This window comes from Bacillus sp. RC51, from assembly GCF_044908115.1.
In the GTDB taxonomy this organism is placed as follows: domain Bacteria; phylum Bacillota; class Bacilli; order Bacillales; family Bacillaceae_G; genus Bacillus_A; species Bacillus_A mycoides.
On record NZ_JBIYCW010000009.1, the window covers coordinates 201780 to 225870 of the forward strand.

A 24091-nucleotide genomic window follows, 5' to 3' on the forward strand; every position below is an offset into this window, starting at 1 on the left:
ATAGTATTTCTATTTCGAAGTTCATCAAAAAGGAGTGTTTTTCTAATGAAGCAAAACATCGGTACAATTAGTGCTCTAATTCGAATCACACTCGGACTTATCCTCTTCGGTTGTAGTACAGCTAAACTCGTACGTAAACCTTGGTGCACTTGGTCTAAAGTTTTACTATGGATTGGTGCCATGAAAATTGCAGAAGGCATCGTTCGTTTCTGCCCTATCGTTGAAGCATGTAAATTTGGAAAATATATGAATATGGGCGCATTTAAAATGCCTAGCATGAATTTTACTGAAAAAGGACATGCTAAAGAAGAAGTGAATCAAACTTCCAGTCATGACAAACCAAAGTCAAATGGAAGTTATGATACTTCTGACAAAGAGATTGAGTCAGCGATTGAAGAATTAATCCTGGCAAAGCCGCTTTGAATCATTTGTCACGATGCAAGATGCTCTCAAAGAGACTTAGCTGCTGCAGTGGGCGGTTAAGTCTTCTTTATTTTACCACAAAACAGAACGTATATTCTTATCCTAACCCCTAAAACATACATAAAAACATCAATCGATAAAATTCAGAAAATTAGGTGTAAATCCCTTGCACAAAATGATATAAAAGTGATATCATTTTTATATCAGGAGGCGATCATATGAAAGAAAAACAAGTATTTTATGTTAATGGATTTCTCGGCGTTATTGGAATTTTAGTTTTAGCCGCTATCGGTGTATTTTGCCTTGTACAAGAAATGTTTGTAATAGCTATTTTAGCTCTCATATTAGCATCTGTTTTAGCTACAGGTATCGGTATCGTTCAACCGAATCAAGCGAAAGTCATTACGTTTTTCGGTAATTATTTAGGAACAATTCGTCAAAACGGTTTATTTCTAACAATTCCATTCGCATTCCGTCAAACTGTATCGTTACGTGTTGAAAACTTTAACAGTAAGAAATTAAAAGTAAATGATATTGAGGGAAATCCAATTGAAATTGCAGCTGTTATCGTATATAAAGTGGTTGATTCTGCAAAAGCAATGTTTGGTGTTGAGCATTACGATCGATTCGTAGAAATTCAAAGCGAAACAGCAATCCGCCACGTTGCAACAAAATATCCTTATGATAATTTCCAAGATGAAACTTGTATCACGTTACGAGGAAACACTGAAGAAATCTCTGAAGAATTAAAACGTGAACTAGAAGCACGCCTTGAAATTGCTGGTGTAGAAGTATTAGAAACTCGTTTAACGCATTTAGCTTACGCAACAGAAATTGCCCATGCAATGCTCCAACGTCAACAAGCAAAAGCAGTATTAGCTGCTAGAAAAGAGATTGTTGAAGGTGCTGTGAAGATGGCGAAAGATTCAATCCATATGTTAGATGAAGAAGGCGTACTGGAACTCGATGACGAGCGTAAAGCAAATATGGTGAATAATTTATTAGTTGCCATCGTTTCAGATAAAGGTGCGCAACCAGTTATTAATACAGGAAGCCTATATTAAAAGGTTGTAAATAATTATGGCTAAAAAGAAAAGTTTTCCATTACGTATTGATCCTGAATTACACGCAGTCATCGAAAAATGGGCGAATGATGAATTTCGTAGCGTCAATGCACACATCGAGTATTTGCTTCGAGAAATGGCAAAGCAAAAAGGTAAGTTGAAGAAAGATAAAGATGCATGAAAAGCCCACTGAATTTTCAGTGGGCTTTTTTGATGCACTTACAAATATTCTTTATAAAAAGAAAGTCACCAATAAACTTGCATAAATCTGCTGTTCTCAACTATCTTTCCAATAAATAAAATAAGTCGGAATAAACCTGTTTTCATGTAATAACCGTGTATGAGTAAGTTCTTTAACTAGTTTTTTATACAACTGCCCGAATCCATCTCTTAAAGGTGATAACCAATAAAATAAGATGAATAAGACCTATATAGCTGTAAACCGATTCTATTTTGTCTGTGTCATCTCACTTATAATAGTTTTCAGCTTTTATTACTTAAATATATTAACTAATATTCTTCAAAATTTGAGCGTACTAATAACTATTTTTAACTAATAATAAATTTACTTACCCAAAAAACTTTACGTTTATATATAAAAAACCAGTAATACAAATGCAGTATTTTTTATAAAAGGTTAATCAATTTTCTTGTCCCACTAACATACTTGTTACTATTATATAGTGTGAGCATTTGTATACTACAGCCCTAATATAACTGCCAGATTTTTTGATTGATCACTACTATCTATTCTTAACTACATACTAATAAGCTATTATTATCAAAAATCTTCAAACATTCCTCATATCAAGTATGATATTTACAATTTATTGAAGTGTAATTTATTCTTTCCCAATATATAACTCCTTCAGATGTAAACTCAATATATTTCCCTCCATAAATATAACTATCTTGAGTTATACCACTACTAACCCCACAAAAATAATTAAATATTTCACTCTTAAAAATGTCAATGGCTGGAGTATTTCTCTGTTTTAATTTCCTCCTTGCCCTTCTATACTTATTTTTCATTTCTTTTGAAATACATGAAAAACATAAATCATACGGAACATGGATTGCTGGACCTACACCTATTATTTTGTTTTTGTCCTTCTTTACAAAAACTATTGAACTTTGACCATCCTTAATTAATAAAGAATTTAATTTTTCTATGGATTCCTCTTTTTCATAGTAGATAATATAAACGACACTTGCTGTATTTATATCATTAATAATTTTCTTTTCATTTTCCACCAAATCAATCAATACATATTTATTCTTTAATAAAGCATTTACATCTTTAATAATACTATCAGATTTTTTTCTCGAATTAATACACGAATTAATAAAATCTACTTCTTGTTTTCCGTTAACAAGAGGATATTCCACCCCAAACTTAACTGTGATTGTTTGAATAATTTTTTGTAAAAGATCTTTTGATAATCTGTCAGACTTTTCTTCTATTCTTGCAACAGGCCTATCCCTTCCTAAAATACAAATGTCTATATAATTTTGTTCTCTTTTTGTATTTATTACAGAATTAATTTCCACATCAATCACCCTAATAGTAATGTATATATACAAAACTTATATTTATCATGGTTTAATTTTAACTTTTCCATTATACAGTCTGAATAAAATCCACCTGCTGGCAAATTACTTTTCTTTATTTCAGTTGATGCTAAAATAAGATTTTGAGCCATATGTCCACTTTCAATTAAAGAAAGTTGATATGAATAAAATCCATATTTCGGGAAAGTGTATTTCAAATTAGCTATAAAAAAAACGATTATTTTTACATGTTCATTTATTAATATTGGGAATAATTCTTGTAATTCAATTAAACTACTAGCATTTTGAACCTTATAAATTGAATTGTAATCCCCTTGATATTTATAAAATCCATCTTCTAATCCCTCTACTCCATTTGAATAAAAATATGGTTCAACTGAATACATTGCTCCTGCCGAGGGATAGTTTCTTAAATGGATCTTATGGTTATTATAATACTCATTTAATTGACGGGTAGATCCATTAGTCCCAATTCCTAGATTAAAAACCCCCATAAGTTCTTCAACATGCCAACTATTTTTAAACTGCTCAGAAAGGGTAGTTTTACGATTATGAATCGTTTGATATATATTAGATAATTTCTGTAGAGCATCAGTACACTCTACCTTTATAGATCCTTCCTTTTCTTGAAAAGTAGGAAAGGAATACGGTTCATGTGGTTTATGAGTTTCATTCCAACCATCTCTCCTAGGTTCGAAATGTTTTATATAATGATAAAGTAACTCGTAATCAAAGAATTCGCTCTTCAATACAAACTTCCCCTCTAATCTAGTGACTTTTGTGATAAATAATAATACATAATATACTCAAGTTCCGGACTAATTCCCAATCTGTTATTTAACATATGAAAATGGGAAAATAATATGGACCAATAGTACTCTTCACTCTCAGTATTCATACGAATTTCATTTAACAACATTGCTATATTTTTTAGATAATCGTAATATTCACTCTCTTTTAAGTACTCCGATAACTCCCTTAGTAAATCACAATTTTTCTCAAAAAAATATATTAGCTTTGATGATGATAAATCATCTTTTAATTGAAATACTTCTTTCCACTTCAAAGCTCCCGTATAAAAGAATTTCCGTCCAGTTTCTTTATAGTTGGGATTGCTTTCCTTAGCTAGATAATCGATCATAACTAGGGAGTATAGTAAAATATTAGTCTTTGACTCATTATTATTAAGCATTTTTAATACCAATTCAGAGCAAATCTCAAATGCTTTTTCACTTATATTAATAAGTTTCTTCCCTCCATATCTTTCAAACTCTGGTTCATATGTTTCCTTATTAATTGTTCCCGATTCATACCAGGGAAGTTTAACTTCCCTACTTATTTTCTCCGACTCCAAATTGACATTCTCATAATACATACTCGGCGTAAGGTTAATCGGTTCCCCTTTTTCAAGAGCCATTTTTTTTAGTATAGCCTGTTGATGCTCAATAAAATTGTTAGGGATTCGACCTTTTATTCTTAATCTAATATGTGGCCCCCCCATCCAATAACGAATAAAAAACCATGATTCTATAAAACCTTTTTCCTTCAATTCATTGATATTCTTATATATCTTTTTTAACAACTGTTCATGTTTATTTATATCATGAAGATATAAATGATAACTTTTCCAACTCATAATGTACCTCCTTATGGAAATGGATGTGGCTCATTTAAGACACGTTTATTTAATTTTCCGTTTGTATATTTTTGTATTCTTAATTCACTTACTCTTTCATTTTGAACCCCAAAATACATTGGCTGAGAGTTCGGAATAATACACTTATAAGCATATAATCCAATATCACTAACCTTCTTAGGTGTTACATCAATAACAAAAATATCTTCAAAACTTTTATTAATAATAGATTTTAGCTCTAACAAGTCTTCTTCTAGGGAGTTATTTGTTAAAAGATCCTTTTCAGGAAATAGCTGATTAATATTAACTTTTTTAGAACTCTTTAGTACTTCTCCATAAACCTTATCTCCATTTTCCCCAGCGTAATACAATATATGATCATCTTGGCTTTTCACGCGATTACCGCTAATCTCAACATACTCCTTCTGTGAAATTATACTTTCATCTTTCGCTAATAGTTCTTCAAATATCGGCATAGATGTAATAACTTCATACGCAGCATTCTCAATTGCCGTTATAGGATTAGGATTGCAACTTGCAGCAGAGTAATATTTCATCTTTGCATCTGGATTTTTATTAACGGCTAAAGCCCATATACAAGGGATTGGTACATCTTGATTTATTTTATAGAAATGAACCTCAATATTTCGATTACTTAAATAGTCAATAATCGTATCTAAAGATGAACTATAGGATTCTGGTTCTACCTCTTCAACATTCATCCCTGAATACCACATATTTAAAAATGCGTCTCTCTCTAATAGCTCAAATATGCCGTGAAGAACAGCCTCACTCCTAGTTCCACCTAAAGCCAATCCATTAGAAGTATCATAAACAAATCTATTAATAGGCTTATCCCGGCTATCATGTATAAGATCTGGATCTACATAATATGCTAATTGTTCAGGTATAAGGTAAGGAGTGTTATGAGTTAATGAATATCCCCAGACCCAATAGCATTCTAAATTTGGAGAGTATTCCTTAAATGAATTCCCCTTTTGCGGCAGAGAAAAATTCTCTGGGTCAACAACAGGATATTTCTTTTTTAGTTCATTATAGGAACCGTAGATCCACGTGTTACTCTTTCTATTTGCCATGCCACAGTATCTTTCAATCGCCTCAAGCATAGCAATGCATTTACTTTTTATTCGTGATTTATTTCTACCATATCCTGTGATTAATAAATCTTTGTTAGCTTTTACTTCAACACCAACTGCATTTATATACTTAGAACGAAAATCATCATAATTATGTATAAAAACTCCTGACTCCTTGTCTTCCCAACTCTCTAATAATTCAAAATATTCAAGACCTGACTTTATTCTATAATCCCTAATATCCCTTTTCAATTTCGAAACTTCATACAATCCTTCTTCTGTGGCTGGTAAGTCAAGCACTAAATCTCCACAGTAATCACATAACTCATTTCTTACTATTGTATAGCTATGAAGTTTTAATGTATTTAAATTAATTAGATCTATAAAATTGTAATACCGACAAATATTTTCTAATAACAAAGATTCTAGATTTGATATTTGTGCCGCAGTTAATTCTATTTTGCTTTCCTCTTCTCCAAAAACAGTTAGTACATTATCAATAGAGTACTGTTTCATAGTAGTTACTACACACCCGGGGCATCCTTGAAAATCCTTTCCTTTCTCGATTAATGGCCCCACTAAAACATTATCCATTACTGGTCTCACAAACAGTATACTCTCATTCACACTTTCAAAGTCAATTGACTTTAATTCCTCAAAACTCTCATAAAAGAAAATTTTAACATTTGAGATATAAACATCGTTTTTGACGAAATAATCCTTCATATTAAAAAGTTTATTATCTACATTTCTTTTCATATTTTACAACTCCGTATCTTCTTAATATTTCAAAATATAAATTCCACAATCAACTAATTCATTCAATTTATAAATATCACCTAAATCTTGTTGATTATGCCTCATTAGATTTTGAAACTGTGTTGGTCTTATACCCTTATTTTGTATAAACCTTGCGAAATACTCATTTATTAAGAGCTGTGCCAATTCATTTAAATCATAGGAGACCTTTATATTAGTAATTGCTCCTCTATCATCTAATAGATAGCCTTTGTAATAATTTTTTTCTTTTTCATATACAATGTCAGGGATGCATGTACTTTGTTCAAAAAAACTTTCTATCTGTTTATCTTTAAATAATTCATTAAATTTCACTTGATTTAAATAATCCTTTTTACTTAAACGATTCTCTAATTTTTCATGCATTAATATTTCATGATCAAAAATAATCCAATCATTTTCAGGGAGAATGGTTTTCAAAAGATTTTCTAAGTAATTGTACATACCCAATAATTTTACTCTCGATGCCTCCTCATTAATAACCAATTCATTATAATCCCCACATGGAACTGGTAGAGTCTCTATACCATATTCGTTATTTTCAGTATTAAAAGGGGCATTTATTGTCTGAAAATAATTTGATAACGTTACTATTTTCTCTTCATTACAAACATCTTTAAACTTAAGATCTGAAGTTTGAACCAAATCTTGTTCTTTTAAAATTTTATATCCACGTAGAAATACTTTATTATTTTTATCTAAAATCACATAATCATATTTTAGTAACATCTTTTGAAGAACAGGTAAGAAAAATCCTCGGTACTCTGTCAAATTACAGCTTTCTTTTCCTAGATCATTATGTGATAAAATATTTTTAATTTTTTCTTTATCTTTCACCAAATATTTCCCATATTTATATATCTTAATCCCGTTTTCGACAATACGTTGTTTTTCTAAAATAGAGGTGATAGTATTTAAATTTTCAATCTCACTATCCATTGCTGCGCTTAGTAAATAACCATTACAATAAATGTATTTTTTTTGATTTCTAGTACATACCTTATACCCCATTGAATTTCCCCCTCAATTTTTCTAGCCAATTAACCCCGTTTCTTTCTTCTAATAATTCAGTTACTTTACCTAGAACTTTTTGTTTTTTTATATTTTTTATTCCTAACAATGGAAAAAGGGAATATAGTTGAGCTAACATATAGCGATGAATAATAAATTGTCTTTCATTATAAAGTTTAATAATTTTCTCATCAGTATAAGCCATATTATGGAATTCACTAGGGTTAGAAACCCGTTCAAAGAATGTAGAAGCTGTGTAGAGCTCTCCGTAAAACTTTTCATTTTCTTTAAAGCCGTCAGAAAAAATACTATAGCAATAATTTATATATTCAATAAAACTTTCGAATATATAATCATTTAAATAATCTTTTGAATCTAGGAAATTATATACAAAGAGATTTTCTGCCTCTACTTCATGATCACTACTGTTATTCAAATATCCAAAATACTTCTTCCTTTTATCTTCAGATATATTTAACAGTTCTAGCTGTTTTTTGTAATATTCAAAATTAGAACGATAAGAAAAACTTCCATAAAGTGCCCCTTCTGGATAGGTATCTGCAATAATATAAGCCAATCCTAGACAATAGTAGTATCTCTCAGCTTCTGTTTTTTCTACCCATAAACCACTACTTTTCAACATATAATTCGTTCTCGCACGTAAACTAGAAATGATACTTTTGTAATCAAACTTATATTTTTTTTCAATTTGTTCTCTATTGACTTCACTTACTATAGATTCACCTTCTGAAAAAACGTCCATAATCGGTTCTGTTTCTTCCATAAAAGATAATTTTCTACTTAATATTTTTTGTTTTTCCACTTCATATTGCGTAAGACTTCTATGTTTCACCTTCAACTTAAAAAATCCCTCAATTTTTCTAAGTGTTTTTAAGTTATCTGACATTATTTGAATAGAGTATCCACCCTGCCAAGACTTATCTATAATTAAATCTTCCATTTTCTCTTTAGATAAGTAACCCAATAAAAGACTAAAAAATTCATTTCTCTTATGAGGATCGTATATATACATATTTAGTTTATACATTCCATTTGTCCCTTTCGATTTAACATAGAAGATTCAAGGATATATTCACAAGGATTTTCTTCCTTACCGATTGGTAGCTCCTCTTCTATAATTATTTCCGAATATAAATTCATAATTTTAAATAAATTTTTACATAATCCTGGTGAATTTAGATTTATGAATTGAGGTTTTTCGTTTCCCTTTTTTTGCATTGACTCTAAACTTCTTTGCTCCCCATTTTTCACATAAAATCTTGTAGGCAAATCATTCTCACAAAACCAAGCCAAAATATTTTCCCAGGACACAATATCATTTACATGACTGAGTTCTCTTATTATTGATGTTTTCACTTTCCATTTCTTTCTAGATAAAACGATTTTTTTATTATCCTGGCCAATTTCAATCCTTGGCAAATAAACAATTTCATTCCCATTATTATTTATATATATTTCATTTAATAATATTTCACCCAAGTTTATCATCGCAGCAGAATTATTACCTAAAGTATTAATAATGCCTACTGGAGGTGGGGTAGCTGTAATAATAAGACTACCTAAAAATAAAGGATTCAATTGTTCATGTGTTTCTTTCGATTTAAAGATTAATTGTTCTTTATTTCTGTCATAGGATAAAGACAAATCTGCTAGAGATAATTCATTATCCCGTTTAATCGTATATGGCATCGTTAATGTCTTTTTTGAAACAAGTGATCTTATATTTGCATTGAATCCAAAAGTTCCATTTATATCTATTACATTTTTAATTTCTGTAATCCTACTCAATTCTCTACGGTATTCTGCCAGATTAGCATCATAATATTTTAAGAATCTTAAGAAGAACATCCCCTGTCCTGGATAAACATGGTTTAAAACAAGCGTATTCATACTTCTTTGTAAGAAAACATTTTGAGAATACGTTTTATACCCCGGAAAAGTTTCTTTAATCCTCTTTGCTAAATCTAAGAGTTCATCCAATTGTACAAAAACTGTATCTCCCCTGCTGATACTGATTCTTTCTAAAAGCATAGCTATAAATTCACTTGATATTTGATGTAGCTCGGACACTCTTTTAATACTATTCAAAGGTTTATTAAAATCATAATTACCAAAATACATTCCAAGAATTTCATCTGAATTAACCTCAGGATTCTCACCGAATTCTCTTAATGCATCTAAAATGTCAAATGTTCCACTAATCTTCGCTTCTTTCCCATATTTTCTTCTAAAAACATCGGCTATTAATAGTGATCTTTTTATTTCTGGATCGAACGAGGAGAGTATCAATTGATAAGTATTAATCAAATTTTCATATTCATCAAAATCCTCTGTTTTTCCCTCTGAAAAATCAACATAATCATAGTACAGAAGGTTATTTAACGCATATTTTTCAACCATTAATTCATCGCAAATCTCATCTGCTACTTGTTTTATCTCAATCAAAATATCTTTCCCTAACCTATTTTCAATATCTTGAACTAGCATTCTTATTCTTCTGAATTTCATTAATAAATGACTATCACACTGATGCTCCTCCATATTAGATATAATGGTATCTAATAGGCCGTCATCGTTACCCCTTATCTCTTTTACTGGGAGGATAATTTTTTCAGATATAAAATACCTCCAAAGTTGCTTCAACTCTTCTGCGCCCCTATCACCTAATAAATGAAGCATTTCCATTTTAAATTCGTCAAAGGTAAGTCTTCTATTTCCAATAAATGATAGCGCTTTTTTAAACATCGCATTTTCTTTATATCGCTTAATTAACACTTTTGTATTTACTAAATCACTACTTGCTGAATTACTTAAAACAGTATTAGACATTATCCCCTCATTAATTCTTAACATTTGAGATAACTCATATTCACCTTTAAATATAAAGTAATCCATTTTTTCAATTTCCGAATACCATTTAAGTAAAAGCGAGCTATTAAGCCTTGTATATATTTTTTCCCCTTTCTTATTTTGATACTTTAGTCCTAGAATTGCAGTACTTGTCAAATCAGCTAGTGGACTACACTTCAAACTTGATCTTATTAAAAAATTTATTAATGTCGATTGTAATTTTCTATCATTCTTAGTTTGTTCTATATAAGATTTCCCTAAAAATTTATCTAAATTACTTTGAATATTGGGATTAGTCATAAGTAAAGTATTATATAATTTCCCTTTTTTACTAAACATTCTTTGTAATTCTAGAAATTCAATCTCCTTATTTTCTTCAAATTTTGCTACCAGTAATTTATTTCCTTCTTCTATTTCCTTCATTTTTTCTAAATAAGAGCTGCCTACCATTTTTAAAGAGTTCATACTACGCAGTAACTCTTTTTCGCTTTCCTTAATATGTTTATCATTAAAAATTTTCCTCTTAATTTTAATAAGTTCGATTCGGTGAATTTCATTACTGTAAATTTCTTGCTCAAGCAATGGAAGGATACTTTCTTTTAAAGAACTTAATTCCTTTTCCTTAAATTTCAGTTCCTCAACAGCATTAAGAAGATTATTATTCAATAAAAACTCTATATCACTTAATTTGGTAGTTGTTTTACGTTTAATATAAATATTTGAAATTGCCACTCAGATACCCCCTCTTAATTCAGAAAGAATGAAGTAAATACCTCTTGAAAAGATTTAGAATTAATAAATCCATTTTTTTTGTATTGATTATATTCATAACTGTATCTTGGATTTTTTTGATATAGAACATACAACTCTCTCATCTTTTCAAAAACTTTGCATTGATCAGGCTCAATTTTAGGTATTTTTTTCTTTAATAAATAAGGTAAAATGCTTCTAGCCTCATCAAGTATTAACTCTTCATCCATTTGTTCATTTTCAATTCGTCTTATTCTTTTTGTAGCTACCGTAGCTACTCCCATGTAATCCAATGTTTTTTTCAAATATGCCTCTACAATTTCATTACCATTTGAGTAGGAACTAGTCACTATACAACCTAACTTACCCATCAATGAAAATGTATGAGCAAAATGACTAATACGTTCAATAAACATTTTCATGTCTGTGCTCACTGCTTGTGCCATAACGGGACTGGCCATTATGATTAAATCTGCCTGTAATAATTGATTTTTCACTTCTGAAAAACCATCAATTTTGTCCAGGGGATCTTCACCATTTATAAAAACACTTTCATTACCATCACTTTTCATAAAAGATAAATTGTTTGGTGAGTAAAAATTTATCTCGATGTCCGCTGAATAGATTTTTTTTATAGCATCTACATATTTTTTACAATATTTATAACTTGAGGAAGCCTCATCCCTCGGACTGCCTGAGTAAACGAAAATATTCATAGCCGTTTAACCCCAACGAAAATTTTTCTTTAAACTAGTAGCCAGTACCAACAACACAACAACGACACATACAAATCGGAAATCAATAAATTTATCTGCTAAACCCACCTGTATATTAAGAAATTTTTGGAAGTAATAAAATGGGTTATATTCTGTTAAATAATGAGCAACATTTTTAGGGAATGTATTAAATGGAATGAACGATCCCGAGATAAAAAGTAATGCAAAATATATTGGTAAAATAATTGTCTGACTTTGTTCGAGGTTCGAACAGTAATTCGCAATAAAAAGCCCAAACATAAAATAAAAAATATACGTGGTTATGAATGGAACGTTTAATATCGCTAAATCAAGCAAAGAAAAGTTCACTTTAAAAATACTTCCTGCCATTGTCATTGTAATAATCTCTGCTAAATAGGCAATTACTAAGTTCGCTAAAAAAATACTAAATAAATAAGAAACAAAACTAATAGTAGAAAACTGAATTTGTTTTAAAAGATTTGTAGTTTTAGCATTTACAATGGTTATTGGAATATTGACCATTGTCACTACTAAAATGATCACAATAGACAAACCTGCAACCAATTGGCTACTATTTTGTTGATATAATTCTGTATCAGCAGAGCCTATTTGACCCGATAATACTGACATCATAATAATAATTGGGAAAATAAGTAAAAATATTGGTATCATAGGTACCCTAATTGCTCTCTTTGCATAAATTTTGCTAAATGAAATTATATCTTTCATAACCTACTCTCCTCTTTAAAAAGTAAAATCTTTATTTCTATTATCATAAACTTCCACTTCACCGTTATTCATAACTAACACCTTATCAGCAAATAGATTTATCTCATCTTCATAATGACTTACTGATATATATGTTGTATCATTGTTAGTCAAGTATTTCTTCAAAAGTTCATATAATGATTCACGTGATAAATAATCTAACCCTGTAGATATTTCATCAGTAATTAATATTTTTGGTTTAAACGAAATCGCTTTAATAACCTGCAACTTTTGCCACTCCCCACCAGAAAGCTTAGATGATCTCCTCTGTAAATCTTCGATATTAAGAAAATCAACATAGTCGTCAATCTTACTGTTTGAATGTAAAATTTTTGAAATCTCAAGTTCGTTTTCCACTGTTAAGTACTGATCACGATCTGTTTTTTGAAAAACCATACCAATATCATGCTTATCAATATTTATCGAAATTTTACCCTTATCTAATTTTTCGAAACCTAAGATCATATTTATTAGGGTTGTTTTACCAGCGCCATTCTTCCCAGTAATAAAGATATTTTCTCCTTTTTTAAATTCAAAAGAGAAGTCCTTCAATAACTGTTTTGTTTTAAAACTTTTATTTAGGTTTTCTATTGTAATTAACAATTTTCTTATCCTCCTTACCAATTGTATATTTGTAAAAATACTATGAGTATACTCGCCTCTTTCTAACATTAATTAATACTCCAGAAAAACCATGTATACTCATAGAACTATCTTATATAGTCAAACCGCTTCTCATACTAATCTCTATATTAAATAGTTGATGATGATGATGACCCACATGTTGAACATGTGTTACCACTGCTACTACCACTTGAAGCTGCTGTTGAAGGCAATGCTTCTGCCTGATCTAATTCTATAATTTCTAAATTTGCTGCTGCTAACATTTCCTCTAAATCTAATTTTTCTTTTTTTGGTTCAAAGTTGTTTTTCATATTATTTCCCCCTAATAATTTTTATAAAGTTTACTACTGAAAAAACAGCTTGATATTCAAAATCTATATCTGTTTTATCTGTTGTTTTTCTTTACAGTTATAATTTACATCAAATCAATAAAAAGAAACCTTTTCTTCCGATGTAGTTTAATATGACTCATAAGTGAGCATGTACATCACTTTTTTTTAACCTTTTCTCAAAAGTGCTAAAAACGCTATGGGTATACGTTATCTCTAATACTAATTAACACCAAAAGAAGAATTAGTTTACTCATAAATGAATTCTTATATTAGATAGTTGATGATGATGATGATCCACATGTTGAACATGTGTTACCACTGCTACTACCACTTGAAGCTGCTGTTGAAGGCAATGCTTCTGCCTGGTCTAATTCTATAATTTCCAAATTTGCTGCTGCTAACATTTCCTCTAAATCTAATTTTTCTTTCTTTGGTTCAAAGTTGTTTTTCATATTTTTTCCTCCTAGTAATGTTTATAAAGTTTACTACTGACAAAATAGCTTAATAGTCAAAATCTATATCTGTCTTATCTTTTGTTTTTCTTTACAGTTATAATTTACATCAAATCAATAAAAAGAAATCATTTCTTCCGATGTAGTTTAATATGACTCATAAGTGAGCATGTACATCACTTTTTTTAAACCTTTTCTCAAAAGTGCTAAAAACGCTATGGGTATACGTTATCTCTAATACTAATTAACACCAAAAGAAGAATTAGTTTACTCATAAATGAATTCTTATATTAGATAGTTGATGATGATGATGATCCACATGTTGAACATGTGTTACCACTGCTACTACCACTTGAAGCTGCTGTTGAAGGCAATGCTTCTGCCTGGTCTAATTCTATAATTTCTAAATTTGCTGCTGCTAACATTTCCTCTAAATCTAATTTTTCTTTTTTTGGTTCAAATTTGTTTTTCATATTATTTCCCCCTAATAATTTTTATAAAGTTTACTACTGAAAAAACAGCTTCATATTCAAAATCTATATCTGTTTTATCTGTTGTTTTTCTTTACAGTTATAATTTACATCAAATCAATAAAAAGAAACCTTTTCTTCCGATGTAGTTTAATATGACTCATAAGTGAGCACAGATATTTTTTTATTTCTCATAAGTGCAATTTTTTTAATCTTTTTATAAATTAATCCTCAATTTTTAGTCCGTTTGGTAATCCTAATAAAAAAACGATGATATCAGTATTAAATTTTTGATATCATCGTTTTTTATTAGAATTAAAGTAGCTTTACTACGATACACTATTTCCTACTTCTTTTTTTCTTTATTACTTTGAATAGCTCTATAAACAAAAAAATCAAATGATATAAATGCATATCATTTGATTCACATCACGATATATAGTTTCAAAATTCCTTATACTCATTTTCTTTACTTCATATTCTATCTTTTGAATTTCATGTTTAACTTATTCTACATCGCCTCTGTTTATTAATAGTATTTCTTGAATATTTTTAATCGGTATATTTTCTATAATTTCCCTATCTATTATCATAGAATAATCTATACTCATCTTTTTTAAATAATTTTTTATTTCCTTCTTTAAAATTTCTAAATTACCCTCAGGTTTATTTTCCACAAAAAATACATATTGGTAATCTTCCCTTAGATGAAATTCCTTTTCATATTTCCTTATTTCGATAATATAGGTTTTTTTATTCTTAAAAAACACGAACTTTCCTTTATTAAAAACCAGAAATTCCTCTGCTTGATATTTTTCCTGAAACTTATCTAATATAAGAAAAATATCAAAAAAACTATTATCCCAAGCATCTGCCTTCCCGATTTCCTTCAAAAAATTCATATTAACCTTTGATACTATTATATATTCATTCTTGTCAAAGTCGTTTTTCACATACTCAACTCCTCATATTGACACGATTATATAATTTAGTATATTTTTTATTTTTCTTTACTAATGGAATTTCATAATAAAATATATTTCTAACCAAACTGCTAACATTTATTAATCCTAATACACTATTGATATCAAATTCGCTAAAATATCATCTCTAATTCCTTTTGCCATCCTCTATTTTTATAAAGTGCAATACCAATTAATTATCCTTGAAATTTTCTCCTAAAAAAATCACAAGTGTTTTTTAAACACTTGTGATTTTTTAATTACTATTATTTTTTGATACCTTATCCATTAGTTTAAGAAGTCCCTTTAGATAGCGAGTAGAAGAATAGCAAACTTCTCCATTATTCATAATAATTTCTCTATCTTTTTGCTTAATCTCCCTAATATTATTTATATTTACTACATATGATTGATGACATCGATAGAAATCTTGACTTATTTTATCCATATCTTTTATCTTGCCATAAAACTCAACTTGCCTATTTTCCATATGTAGAACTAACTTATGTGGTGTAGTGGACGAATCGATAAACTGAATATCATCTATATTTATTTTGATTTGTTTATCCCCTGTTTTCACTATAAAAGCTTTTTTTTGGGGATTTATATCATTCAAATGTCGTTCATGGGCTACATCAATACAATCTCTAATTTTTTCTTTATAACGTAATGTATCATCTTTTGGAATATAATCCATTGCCTCTACTTTATATAGGAATGTTAAATATGCTAACTCTGCATGAGTCGTTATAAAAACTATTTTACCCGAAGAATCATACTTTCTAATTTGTGCTCCTAATGCGATTCCATTCATTTCATGTTTTAGATCTACATCTAGGAAATACAAACCTGTAGTTTGATTATTTTGTATATAATCTAGTATTTGATCTGGATTAGAAGTTGCCATCTCAAACTCTATATCATAATCTTGCATATATATATATTTTTTTATAGCATCCACTATATCATTAAGTTGTCGTTCATCATCTTCACAAACAAATATTTTCAACATAATGTTCTCTCCTAATCACTCACTAATTTCTAATATTTGAGTAAAAATATTTTGTTCAATAATTGTTTCTAATGTTACTTTATTCAGTGGGCCTATCATATCTTTTAAATTACTTAGTCCCATTCCTCTATTTGAATCTTTTGTTGAGAAGCCCATTTTTTGCATTTCATGTAGCTTAGGTATGTCATTACCACATGAATTTGAAATTACAATAATAATGGAGCTTTCCCTTTTAATAATACCGACTCTAATCTTTCCATCTTTATTCTGTTGGACTTCCTCAATTGCATTATCCAGTAAAATCCCTAACGACCTGACTAATATAATTGGATTCATATTAATTTTTTCTATGATGTCTTTCCCTTCAAATTCTGTATCTATTCCTAACTCCTGTGAATATAAAAGCTTACTTGCGATGATACTTTTTATTTCCCTTACCTTTATGTTACTTAGCTGTGATAATTTAAAAGTATTATCGCTAATGATATTTGAAGTTGGTTTCACATTTTGATAATAATATGCTTTTAATCCTGGTAAATCCTCATCATTTATATAGCTCTCAAGCGAGGTTAATATATTTTGATAATCATGCTTAAATTTCCGCATCTCATTATAGTTCTTCTCTAATCCACTGGTGTAACTTTGCATATATTCTAGTTCTTTTTTCTTCTGCTTATTTTCTATATCTTTTTGCATAATATATATTAAAACCATATATATTGTAATAGAAATCAGAGCATAAATAAGAAACAAAATGGCATTTGTTTCTTCTACTATATTAGATTCACCCTCGAAGCGCTCAACAAAGATATCTACATAATAGCTGATAAAAGTAAAAACTGTAATTCCAGTTCCTATCCATCTCATACTTTTATTCATGCTAATTTTTTCAAAAAACCTATCCCTTACAAAAACTATAATGCTTCCCAACACTATGGCAATAATGAATGAAGCAAATAAATGAATATATAGCTGCATATTACTACTAGAATCATTCAAAACTACCTGTTTAAGGTGCGAAAAACTAATTGTCGTTATGTAATCTGAAAGTATCAATAAAAGTACTGATATGGAAGCAACAGTTAAACTGACATCTATTTTTTTCGTTATATATAAATTTAAAGTGACAATAAAGAGCCAATTGATTAATACAGTTATTAATCCTAAAGGAACATATAACAATGATGTACATAATGCAGCTAACATACTTACAACTATAATCTGAATATTAACTTTCCTCTGAGGTAAAATGAAAATATTTAAGCACATAGTTAATAATAGCTGCATACAAACCATATCTAAATGATTAGTAAAAAAATAGTTCATAATTTCAAATATTACCCTTCTATTAATTTTGTATCTAGAGATCCTCTTATCTCAATTACTAGATTTAAGATATTCCAATAAAAATAGATAATTTTTAATAATTTCACTAACTACATCCAAAATTATATCATAGCCCTAGTCTATATTTACTTTTCATAATTTTCAGAATTACATTACAGTTATAGCTGGATGCTATATTCTTATTTTTCTGTAGAGCATATATACTTTGTCTTTTTACTTCGCTAACCAGTAAAGAAATACGCACTTTTGATATCAAAAGTGCGTATTTCTTTACTCAAATGTGCAAATTGAAACAATATCGTGAAAAATAAGAAATTAAAAATTGTATTGTATCTTTTACAGCATAATAAATTGTAGAGGTGATAAGAATGATAAATATTTCAATTGAAGAAAGAATTTCTAAGGTAATTACAGATAGAATTATAAATACAAATGTAGTAAATGACACAGAATATGCAAAGATAAATTACGGCATTAATGTTCTAATTATTAACTTATTTAAACTTTTTATCATATATGCTGCAGCTTGGTTTTTTAACTGTTTCTTTAACACGCTCATTATGCATGCTGCATTTTACAGTATTAGAAGGCACGGCTATGGTTTTCATGCTCAAAAAAGTATTAATTGTACGTTAATAGGAATTTCACTTTTTGTTATAATTCCACTATTGATCCAAGACATTATTATCACTAAAGGAATTTTCTTATTCATTATCTTATTGGATTTTATCCTATTGAATTATTATGCTCCATCTAAAACAAAAAGAAATTATATTGGAAATAAAGAGATGCAAAAAAAACATAAAAATAAAACATTACTAGCAAATTTTCTTATCCTCATTTTAGTTATCTTTATAAAAGATTCAAATATTTGTTTATTAATTACACTAGGTTCATTTTTTGCATCTATATTTACTACACCACTATCATATAAGATATTAGGAGGACTATAACATGAATAAACTACTTAATAATACTATTAAATACATCAAACATCTAATTTATAAATTAAGCCTCGCTATTGGAGATAGGGCATTAGAAAATTGCTGTTTTTTAACTGCTTATGAACCAGAACTACCAAAAGAGCTTCAATTAAATGAACAAGAGCAACCATCCTTACAAGTAAACAATGAATATTAATATATAAAAATTCAACAAATTCTCTTAGAATGCATAAATTCAAGAAGACGTAACAATCATAAAATATAATTCTTTCAGTGTAAGCACATCCCAAAATAGAAAAATTATTCTATAAAAAGAAGCTAACCTATGTTAGCTTCTCGTCATCTCATGCCCAATTGCACGATATCCTATATCACTTCGATAAAATAGACCATCACTCTCAATTTTACCGATTTCTTTATAGACCTTATCTTTCGCTTCTTGTAAACTATTCGCCTTACAAGCAACAAATAATACACGGCCACCGTTTGTTACAAAGTCACCATGTTTCATCGCTGTACCCGCATGGAAAACAATCACATCTTGCAGTGCATCTAATCCGTTAATAATTTCACCTTTTTTATATGCTTCTGGATATCCTTTCGAAGCAAGTACGACACCAATAACTGCTTCCTTTGACCATTGTAACGTTAATTCACTTTCATCTAATACAGCGTTACATACATCAACTAAATCATTTTCTAAGCGTGGTAATACAACTTCCGTTTCAGGATCACCAAAGCGTGCATTGAACTCAATTACCTTTGGACCATCATTCGTTAAAATAAGCCCCGCATATAAAATTCCTGTAAACGAACGATTTTCTTGGATCATCGCTTTAGCAGTTGGATGTAATACTGTTTGAATCGCTTCTTGAACCGCTGACTCCGGAATTTGTGGTACTGGAGAATATGCGCCCATTCCGCCTGTATTAGGACCTTTATCGCCGTCAAAAGCTCGTTTATGATCTTGAGCAATTACCATCGGATGTACAGTTGTTCCATTTACAAATGCCATTAATGAAAATTCTTGTCCATCTAAAAACTCTTCAATAACGACCTTCTTGCTTGCTGCGCCGAATTTCACATCTTGTAGCATTTCTTTCACAGCTTGCAATGCATCTTCAAGCGTCATTGCTACCGTTACACCTTTACCAGCAGCTAATCCATCTGCCTTAATTACAATCGGCGCACCAACTTTTTGAATGTACTTTACTGCCTCTTCATAGTCTGTAAAAGTTTCATATGCCGCAGTTGGGATATCATACTTTTTCATCAATTCTTTTGTAAAAGCTTTACTACCTTCAATAACAGCAGCCGCTTTATTAGGACCAAATACACGAAGTCCCTCTTCCTTAAAACGATCCACGATTCCGTTCATAAGTGGAATCTCTGGTCCAACGAAAGTTAATTCAACATTCTTCTCTTTTGCAAATAAGACTAATGCATCAAAATCATTTTCATCAATATCAACTGGTGTTGCAACATCTCGCATACCTTCATTACCTGGCGCTACATATACTTTTTCTACCTTTTCAGATTGCGCAAACTTCCAAGCTAAAGCATGCTCACGTCCACCGCGGCCGATTACTAAAACATTCATATTTCATCCCCCAATAATTAAATAAGTACAAACTAGAAGCTATGCTCCTAGTTTGTTTTCATATCAATAAAAGTTTAAAAAGGAGGATCAAGAGAACCGAGCAGGTCGAGGCGCATTTGCCAGGAGGACACGGAGTGTAGCTTTCCTACATGAGTACCGCACTGGCATTGCAACGGCGACATGCGACAGTTATCTTGACCGGACTTTTTAAACATCCCTAACAATAACAGTTTAAAAGGGAGGATCAAGAGAACCGAGTAGGTCGAGGCGCATTTGCCAGGAGGACACGGAGTGTAGCTTTCCTACATGAGTACCGCACTGGCATTGCAACGACGACATGCGACAGTTATCTTGACCGGACTTTTTAAACATCCTCTATTAATGTTTGAAATGACGTACGCCAGTGAACACCATCGTAATCCCATACGCATCTGCCATTTTAATAGAATCTTCATCACGAATCGATCCGCCTGGTTGGATGATTGCTGTAATTCCAGCTTTTGCTGCTTCTTCTACTGTATCTGGCATTGGGAAGAAAGCATCAGATGCAAGTGCGCTACCCTGTGCTTTTTCGCCAGCTTGTGTAATTGCGATTTTTGCAGAACCTACACGGTTCATCTGTCCCGCGCCTACACCAACTGTCATGTTATCATTCGCTAAAACAATTGCATTTGATTTCACATGTTTTACAACTTTCCAAGCTAGTTTTAAATCTTTCCATTCTTGTTCTGATGGTTCACGTTTCGTTGGAATTGAAATTGCGTCCTCATCTAATGATAACGTATCTTCTTCTTGAACAAGAAGGCCACCTTGTACAGAAGTTAGTTTTTTACTTGCACTTGTCGCTTTTTCAATATTTACAGTTAGTAAGCGTAAGTTTTTCTTACTTTGCAACACTTCTAAAGCTTCTTGCGAGAACGAAGGAGCGATAACAATTTCTAAGAAAATTTCGTGTAACTTTTCTGCTGTAGCTTTATCAATTTCACGATTTGCTGCAATAATACCGCCGAAGATTGATACTGGATCCGCTTCATAAGCACGAGTATATGCTTCGTGAATATCAGTTCCTACTCCAACACCACATGGATTCATATGTTTTACCGCTACTACTGCTGGTTCTGTAAATTCTTTCACGATGCTAAGTGCTGCATCCGCATCGTTGATATTGTTGTAAGATAATTCTTTACCGTGTAATTGTTCTGCGTATGCAACAGAAGAAGTTGCTGCGAATGGCGCTTTATAGAATGTCGCTTTTTGATGTGGATTTTCGCCATAGCGTAAATCTTGTTTTTTCTCAAATGTCACCGTTACTGTTTCAGGGCTTTCTTCGCCCATTTGCTTTGTTAAGTAGTTAGAAATTAACGCATCATATGCCGCTGTATGACGGAATACTTTCGCTGCTAATTTACGTTTCGTTTCCTCTGTTACTTCACCGTTCTCTTTCAGTTCTGCTAATACAACATCATAATCTACTGGATCTACAATTACCGATACAAATTTATGATTTTTCGCAGCAGAGCGAATCATTGTTGGGCCACCGATATCAATATTTTCAATTGCATCAGCAAATGTTACATCAGGCTTAGCGATTGTTTCTTTAAATGGGTATAAGTTAACAACAACAAAGTCAATTGGCTCCATACCTAATTCATTCATTTGCGCTACATGCATTTCATTATCACGAACTGCTAATAGACCACCATGAATATTTGGATGTAATGTTTTTACACGACCATCCATAATTTCCGGGAAACCAGTTACTTCAGAAATACCAATTACTTGCAAGCCGTTTTCTTCTAATAATTTTTTCGTACCACCTGTTGAAATAACTTCAATCCCTTGTTCAAGTAAACCTTTAACAAATTCTACTACTCCTGTTTTATCTGAAACACTTACTAATGCACGCTTTTTCATTTATCCTTCACCCCTGGTTGTATGTTAGTTAACAGTTGGTTTTTTCACAGACTGAACAATTTGATTCACTGTATTTACGTATAATTTATGTTCAACTTGTTGAATTTTCTTTTGTAAGCTTTCTCTCGTATCCCCTTCAGAAACAACTACTGCTTCTTGTGCAATAATTGGACCTGTATCCATACCTGCATCTACATAGTGAATCGTTACTCCGGTTACTTTCACACCCGCTTCTAACGCTTGACCAACAGCATCTTTCCCTGGAAAACTCGGTAGTAGTGATGGATGAATATTAATAATTTTCCCGCCGTACGCTTCTAGTAAAGTCGTTCCAATTAAACGCATATATCCAGCTAAAATAACATAATCAATTTCATACTCTTCTAGCTTTTTTAATATCTCTTTTTCAAATGCTTCTTTTGACTCATATGCTTTCGCTGAAAAGGAAAAACACGGAATATGGTGATAATGTGCCCGTCCAATAGCGCGTGCCTCTGGTTTATCACATACTAATAAACTAATATCTGCATCCAATATTTTGTCTTCTACCGCATTAATGAGAGATTGAAAGTTAGAACCGCTCCCAGAAGCAAAAACTGCTAATCTACTCATACTTCTGTTCCCTCAATAAAGGTAACACCAGATCCTTGTACAGTGCGTCCAATAATACGAGCTTTCTCGCCTTGTTCCTCAAGAAGACGAACAATATCTTTTGACTCATCTTCCTTAACCGCCACTACCATACCAACACCCATGTTAAAAATATTGAACATTTCTTTCTCTTCTAGTTTCCCAACTTCTTGAAGTAAACTGAAGATCGGCTGAATTTCCCAAGACCCTAATTCAATTTCCGCACCGATTCCTTCTGGCAACATACGTGGAATATTTTCAATGAATCCACCACCTGTAATATGTGCCATACCGTATACTTCATGTTTCTTCAATAGTTCTAAAATAGGTTTGACATAAATTTTCGTTGGTTTTAATAATTCTTCACCAAGAGGTAGTTCTAAGCGTCCGTAAATACGATCTAAAGATAGTTCTCCATCTTCTAGTAGTACTTTTCTTACTAGAGAATAACCGTTACTATGAATACCGCTAGATGCTAAGCCAATTAATACGTGACCAGCTTCAATTTTTTCACCTGTTACAATTTTCTTTTTATCAACAATTCCAACTGTAAAACCAGCTAAATCGTATTCTTCCGTAGAATACATTCCTGGCATTTCAGCTGTTTCTCCACCAATTAATGCACAACCAGCTTGGCGACAGCCCTCTGATATACCTTTGACGATGTTTTCAATTTTACTAGGTTCGGCTTTACCACAAGCAATATAATCAAGGAAGAAAAGCGGCTCTGCTCCTTGGACAACAATATCATTTACACACATTGCTACTGCATCAATACCAATTGTGTCATGTTTATCTGCCATAAAAGCGAGCATCAATTTCGTTCCCACGCCATCTGTTCCAGATACTAATACAGGTTCTTCTAATGCAAATTTTGATAGATCAAACATACCTCCAAAACCGCCTAAACCGCCTAGCACTTCTTTTCTCATTGTTGTTTGTACGTGTTTTTTCATGCGAGATACCGCTTCATATCCAGCTTCAATATCTACTCCTGCTTGCTTATATGCATTCGCCATCGTTTTTTACACCTCGTCTTTTAATTTCTCCCCATCCAGGGCGGCCGTTTTAAGAAAG

Annotated in this window: 25 protein-coding genes; 5 read left to right on the plus strand and 20 right to left on the minus strand. The window is 31.0% G+C overall.

Annotated elements, in window-relative coordinates; all coding sequences use genetic code 11:
• Positions 1 to 45 precede the first annotated feature (45 nt).
• From ABH959_RS18880 to ABH959_RS18890, 3 genes are all read left to right on the plus strand, one after another.
• Positions 46 to 423 carry a YgaP family membrane protein gene (locus ABH959_RS18880; protein ID WP_098500080.1) on the plus strand — a complete coding sequence of 126 codons (378 nt, stop codon included), beginning with the start codon at positions 46 to 48 and terminating at the stop codon, positions 421 to 423.
• A gap of 218 nt (positions 424 to 641) precedes the next feature.
• Positions 642 to 1487: an SPFH domain-containing protein gene (locus tag ABH959_RS18885; RefSeq protein WP_000660691.1), complete on the plus strand. Its 846-nt coding sequence runs from the start codon at positions 642 to 644 to the stop codon at positions 1485 to 1487.
• A 16-nt stretch (positions 1488 to 1503) separates the two neighbouring features.
• On the plus strand, positions 1504 to 1668 hold the full coding sequence (locus tag ABH959_RS18890) for a type II toxin-antitoxin system antitoxin (RefSeq protein WP_001085171.1): 165 nt from the start codon (positions 1504 to 1506) through the stop codon (positions 1666 to 1668).
• A gap of 626 nt (positions 1669 to 2294) precedes the next feature.
• Here ABH959_RS18890 and ABH959_RS18895 read toward each other — a convergent pair.
• The 16 genes from ABH959_RS18895 to ABH959_RS18970 all read right to left on the minus strand — a co-directional run bounded on the left by ABH959_RS18895 (position 2295) and on the right by ABH959_RS18970 (position 17785).
• Positions 2295 to 3038, minus strand: a complete 744-nt coding sequence (locus tag ABH959_RS18895) for a hypothetical protein (protein WP_113938621.1) — start codon at positions 3036 to 3038, stop codon at positions 2295 to 2297.
• Positions 3039 to 3043: 5 nt separating this feature from the next.
• Complete coding sequence (locus ABH959_RS18900) at positions 3044 to 3808, minus strand: SagB family peptide dehydrogenase (RefSeq protein WP_113938620.1); 765 nt, start codon at positions 3806 to 3808, stop codon at positions 3044 to 3046.
• Between the two features lie 14 nt (positions 3809 to 3822).
• Positions 3823 to 4695: a thiopeptide-type bacteriocin biosynthesis protein gene (locus tag ABH959_RS18905; protein WP_113938619.1), complete on the minus strand. Its 873-nt coding sequence runs from the start codon at positions 4693 to 4695 to the stop codon at positions 3823 to 3825.
• An 11-nt stretch (positions 4696 to 4706) separates the two neighbouring features.
• On the minus strand, positions 4707 to 6551 hold the full coding sequence (locus ABH959_RS18910; RefSeq protein ID WP_113938618.1) for a YcaO-like family protein: 1845 nt from the start codon (positions 6549 to 6551) through the stop codon (positions 4707 to 4709).
• Positions 6552 to 6572: 21 nt separating this feature from the next.
• Positions 6573 to 7601, minus strand: a complete 1029-nt coding sequence (locus tag ABH959_RS18915; RefSeq protein WP_113938617.1) for a hypothetical protein — start codon at positions 7599 to 7601, stop codon at positions 6573 to 6575.
• The gene (locus tag ABH959_RS18920; RefSeq protein ID WP_404493055.1) at positions 7591 to 8649 is read right to left on the minus strand and encodes a hypothetical protein; all 1059 of its coding nucleotides are present in this window, start codon (positions 8647 to 8649) and stop codon (positions 7591 to 7593) included. Before ABH959_RS18920 ends, ABH959_RS18915 begins: the two co-directional genes overlap by 11 nt.
• The gene (locus ABH959_RS18925) at positions 8637 to 11204 is read right to left on the minus strand and encodes a hypothetical protein (protein WP_113938615.1); all 2568 of its coding nucleotides are present in this window, start codon (positions 11202 to 11204) and stop codon (positions 8637 to 8639) included. The genes ABH959_RS18920 and ABH959_RS18925 overlap by 13 nt, the downstream gene beginning before the upstream one ends.
• Positions 11205 to 11218: 14 nt before the next feature.
• Complete coding sequence (locus tag ABH959_RS18930; RefSeq protein ID WP_113938614.1) at positions 11219 to 11938, minus strand: flavodoxin family protein; 720 nt, start codon at positions 11936 to 11938, stop codon at positions 11219 to 11221.
• 6 nt (positions 11939 to 11944) lie between these two features.
• Positions 11945 to 12688: an ABC transporter permease gene (locus ABH959_RS18935; RefSeq protein ID WP_113938613.1), complete on the minus strand. Its 744-nt coding sequence runs from the start codon at positions 12686 to 12688 to the stop codon at positions 11945 to 11947.
• A gap of 15 nt (positions 12689 to 12703) precedes the next feature.
• A complete protein-coding gene (locus ABH959_RS18940; protein WP_181777964.1) occupies positions 12704 to 13330 on the minus strand; it encodes an ATP-binding cassette domain-containing protein in 627 nt (208 codons plus the stop codon).
• Positions 13331 to 13479: 149 nt separating this feature from the next.
• Positions 13480 to 13662: a thiazolylpeptide-type bacteriocin gene (locus tag ABH959_RS18945; RefSeq protein WP_098201372.1), complete on the minus strand. Its 183-nt coding sequence runs from the start codon at positions 13660 to 13662 to the stop codon at positions 13480 to 13482.
• A gap of 290 nt (positions 13663 to 13952) precedes the next feature.
• Entirely contained in the window at positions 13953 to 14135 is a 183-nt protein-coding gene (locus ABH959_RS18950; protein WP_098201372.1) for a thiazolylpeptide-type bacteriocin, read from the minus strand.
• A 290-nt stretch (positions 14136 to 14425) separates the two neighbouring features.
• Positions 14426 to 14608: a thiazolylpeptide-type bacteriocin gene (locus tag ABH959_RS18955; RefSeq protein ID WP_098200736.1), complete on the minus strand. Its 183-nt coding sequence runs from the start codon at positions 14606 to 14608 to the stop codon at positions 14426 to 14428.
• Positions 14609 to 15111: 503 nt separating this feature from the next.
• Complete coding sequence (locus ABH959_RS18960) at positions 15112 to 15558, minus strand: hypothetical protein (protein ID WP_098200735.1); 447 nt, start codon at positions 15556 to 15558, stop codon at positions 15112 to 15114.
• Positions 15559 to 15823: 265 nt separating this feature from the next.
• Positions 15824 to 16579 carry a LytR/AlgR family response regulator transcription factor gene (locus ABH959_RS18965; protein WP_098200734.1) on the minus strand — a complete coding sequence of 252 codons (756 nt, stop codon included), beginning with the start codon at positions 16577 to 16579 and terminating at the stop codon, positions 15824 to 15826.
• 15 nt (positions 16580 to 16594) lie between these two features.
• Positions 16595 to 17785: a GHKL domain-containing protein gene (locus ABH959_RS18970; protein WP_181777965.1), complete on the minus strand. Its 1191-nt coding sequence runs from the start codon at positions 17783 to 17785 to the stop codon at positions 16595 to 16597.
• A 509-nt stretch (positions 17786 to 18294) separates the two neighbouring features.
• Between ABH959_RS18970 and ABH959_RS18975 the strand changes: the two genes are divergently transcribed.
• Complete coding sequence (locus ABH959_RS18975; protein ID WP_113938625.1) at positions 18295 to 18879, plus strand: accessory gene regulator B family protein; 585 nt, start codon at positions 18295 to 18297, stop codon at positions 18877 to 18879.
• A 1-nt stretch (position 18880) separates the two neighbouring features.
• A complete protein-coding gene (locus ABH959_RS18980; RefSeq protein ID WP_098200731.1) occupies positions 18881 to 19066 on the plus strand; it encodes a cyclic lactone autoinducer peptide in 186 nt (61 codons plus the stop codon).
• 132 nt (positions 19067 to 19198) lie between these two features.
• Here ABH959_RS18980 and purD read toward each other — a convergent pair whose 3' ends face one another.
• The 4 genes from purD to purM form a co-directional block, all read right to left on the minus strand.
• Positions 19199 to 20470, minus strand: a complete 1272-nt coding sequence (gene purD / locus ABH959_RS18985; protein WP_242310906.1) for a phosphoribosylamine--glycine ligase — start codon at positions 20468 to 20470, stop codon at positions 19199 to 19201.
• A gap of 378 nt (positions 20471 to 20848) precedes the next feature.
• The gene (gene purH / locus ABH959_RS18990) at positions 20849 to 22384 is read right to left on the minus strand and encodes a bifunctional phosphoribosylaminoimidazolecarboxamide formyltransferase/IMP cyclohydrolase (RefSeq protein ID WP_002010021.1); all 1536 of its coding nucleotides are present in this window, start codon (positions 22382 to 22384) and stop codon (positions 20849 to 20851) included.
• Positions 22385 to 22408: 24 nt separating this feature from the next.
• Complete coding sequence (gene purN, locus ABH959_RS18995) at positions 22409 to 22996, minus strand: phosphoribosylglycinamide formyltransferase (RefSeq protein ID WP_002124872.1); 588 nt, start codon at positions 22994 to 22996, stop codon at positions 22409 to 22411.
• Entirely contained in the window at positions 22993 to 24033 is a 1041-nt protein-coding gene (purM, locus tag ABH959_RS19000) for a phosphoribosylformylglycinamidine cyclo-ligase (protein ID WP_113938628.1), read from the minus strand. The genes purN and purM overlap by 4 nt, the downstream gene beginning before the upstream one ends.
• Positions 24034 to 24091: the final 58 nt, after the last annotated feature.

Bases quoted from the DNA above. Each gene is read 5' to 3' on its own strand.
- purM (WP_113938628.1), bottom strand. From the start codon at position 24,033: ATGGCGAATGCATATAAGCAAGCAGGAGTAGATATTGAAGCTGGATAT.
- purN (WP_002124872.1), bottom strand. From the start codon at position 22,996: ATGAGTAGATTAGCAGTTTTTGCTTCTGGGAGCGGTTCTAACTTTCAA.
- purD (WP_242310906.1), bottom strand. From the start codon at position 20,470: ATGAATGTTTTAGTAATCGGCCGCGGTGGACGTGAGCATGCTTTAGCT.
- ABH959_RS18935 (WP_113938613.1), bottom strand. From the start codon at position 12,688: ATGAAAGATATAATTTCATTTAGCAAAATTTATGCAAAGAGAGCAATT.
- ABH959_RS18880 (WP_098500080.1), top strand. From the start codon at position 46: ATGAAGCAAAACATCGGTACAATTAGTGCTCTAATTCGAATCACACTC.
- ABH959_RS18970 (WP_181777965.1), bottom strand. From the start codon at position 17,785: ATGTTAGCTGCATTATGTACATCATTGTTATATGTTCCTTTAGGATTA.
- purH (WP_002010021.1), bottom strand. From the start codon at position 22,384: ATGAAAAAGCGTGCATTAGTAAGTGTTTCAGATAAAACAGGAGTAGTA.
- ABH959_RS18910 (WP_113938618.1), bottom strand. From the start codon at position 6,551: ATGAAAAGAAATGTAGATAATAAACTTTTTAATATGAAGGATTATTTC.
- ABH959_RS18930 (WP_113938614.1), bottom strand. From the start codon at position 11,938: ATGAATATTTTCGTTTACTCAGGCAGTCCGAGGGATGAGGCTTCCTCA.
- ABH959_RS18955 (WP_098200736.1), bottom strand. From the start codon at position 14,608: ATGAAAAACAAATTTGAACCAAAAAAAGAAAAATTAGATTTAGAGGAA.
- ABH959_RS18920 (WP_404493055.1), bottom strand. From the start codon at position 8,649: ATGTATAAACTAAATATGTATATATACGATCCTCATAAGAGAAATGAA.
- ABH959_RS18905 (WP_113938619.1), bottom strand. From the start codon at position 4,695: ATGAGTTGGAAAAGTTATCATTTATATCTTCATGATATAAATAAACAT.
- ABH959_RS18915 (WP_113938617.1), bottom strand. From the start codon at position 7,601: ATGGGGTATAAGGTATGTACTAGAAATCAAAAAAAATACATTTATTGT.
- ABH959_RS18945 (WP_098201372.1), bottom strand. From the start codon at position 13,662: ATGAAAAACAACTTTGAACCAAAAAAAGAAAAATTAGATTTAGAGGAA.
- ABH959_RS18975 (WP_113938625.1), top strand. From the start codon at position 18,295: ATGATAAATATTTCAATTGAAGAAAGAATTTCTAAGGTAATTACAGAT.
- ABH959_RS18965 (WP_098200734.1), bottom strand. From the start codon at position 16,579: ATGTTGAAAATATTTGTTTGTGAAGATGATGAACGACAACTTAATGAT.
- ABH959_RS18890 (WP_001085171.1), top strand. From the start codon at position 1,504: ATGGCTAAAAAGAAAAGTTTTCCATTACGTATTGATCCTGAATTACAC.
- ABH959_RS18950 (WP_098201372.1), bottom strand. From the start codon at position 14,135: ATGAAAAACAACTTTGAACCAAAGAAAGAAAAATTAGATTTAGAGGAA.
- ABH959_RS18980 (WP_098200731.1), top strand. From the start codon at position 18,881: ATGAATAAACTACTTAATAATACTATTAAATACATCAAACATCTAATT.
- ABH959_RS18885 (WP_000660691.1), top strand. From the start codon at position 642: ATGAAAGAAAAACAAGTATTTTATGTTAATGGATTTCTCGGCGTTATT.